Consider the following 398-nt stretch of genomic DNA (forward strand, 5'->3'; position numbering starts at 1 on the left):
CGTTACACTGACAATGACAGATGAAGCGAAGCGTTCCTTACCGACGGCAAATCCTGTAGCGAATCTCTTCTTGGGATGCCTACGTTTAATTTCATGGGAGGCATCATCCACTACTTCCAGGAACTTGCACACATCCTTGTCCTTGATTTCCTTGCCAAGAATAATTTTTTCGATGACAGGGCGACAGAACCCGTTCAGATCGACCGTTTCAGCCGTTTCTATTGTATGATCGTCTATGACTCGATAGGGAGAATCGCCGCAAACCGCACCTTTCGTGATGCCTGCTTTGTGGTTCCATTCGTTCAGTTTCTCAGCGATCCAAGTCAGCAACTTCTCCTTGGGGACACTATGTTGTTCATCGAGCGCGACACACCCTCTCCCCCGGCGGGTTCGCTTGC

General features: G+C 49.7%; 1 protein-coding gene. It reads right to left on the minus strand.

Going from position 1 to position 398, the window contains the following annotated elements; translation table 11 throughout:
- Positions 1-330, minus strand: a 330-nt coding sequence (locus RCF13_RS00180; RefSeq protein WP_308140667.1) for a hypothetical protein, incomplete at its 3' end; no start/stop codon positions are given.
- Positions 331-398 lie beyond the last annotated feature (68 nt).

The organism is Stenotrophomonas maltophilia group sp. RNC7, from assembly GCF_030910085.1.
In the GTDB taxonomy this organism is placed as follows: Bacteria; Pseudomonadota; Gammaproteobacteria; order Xanthomonadales; family Xanthomonadaceae; genus Stenotrophomonas; species Stenotrophomonas sepilia.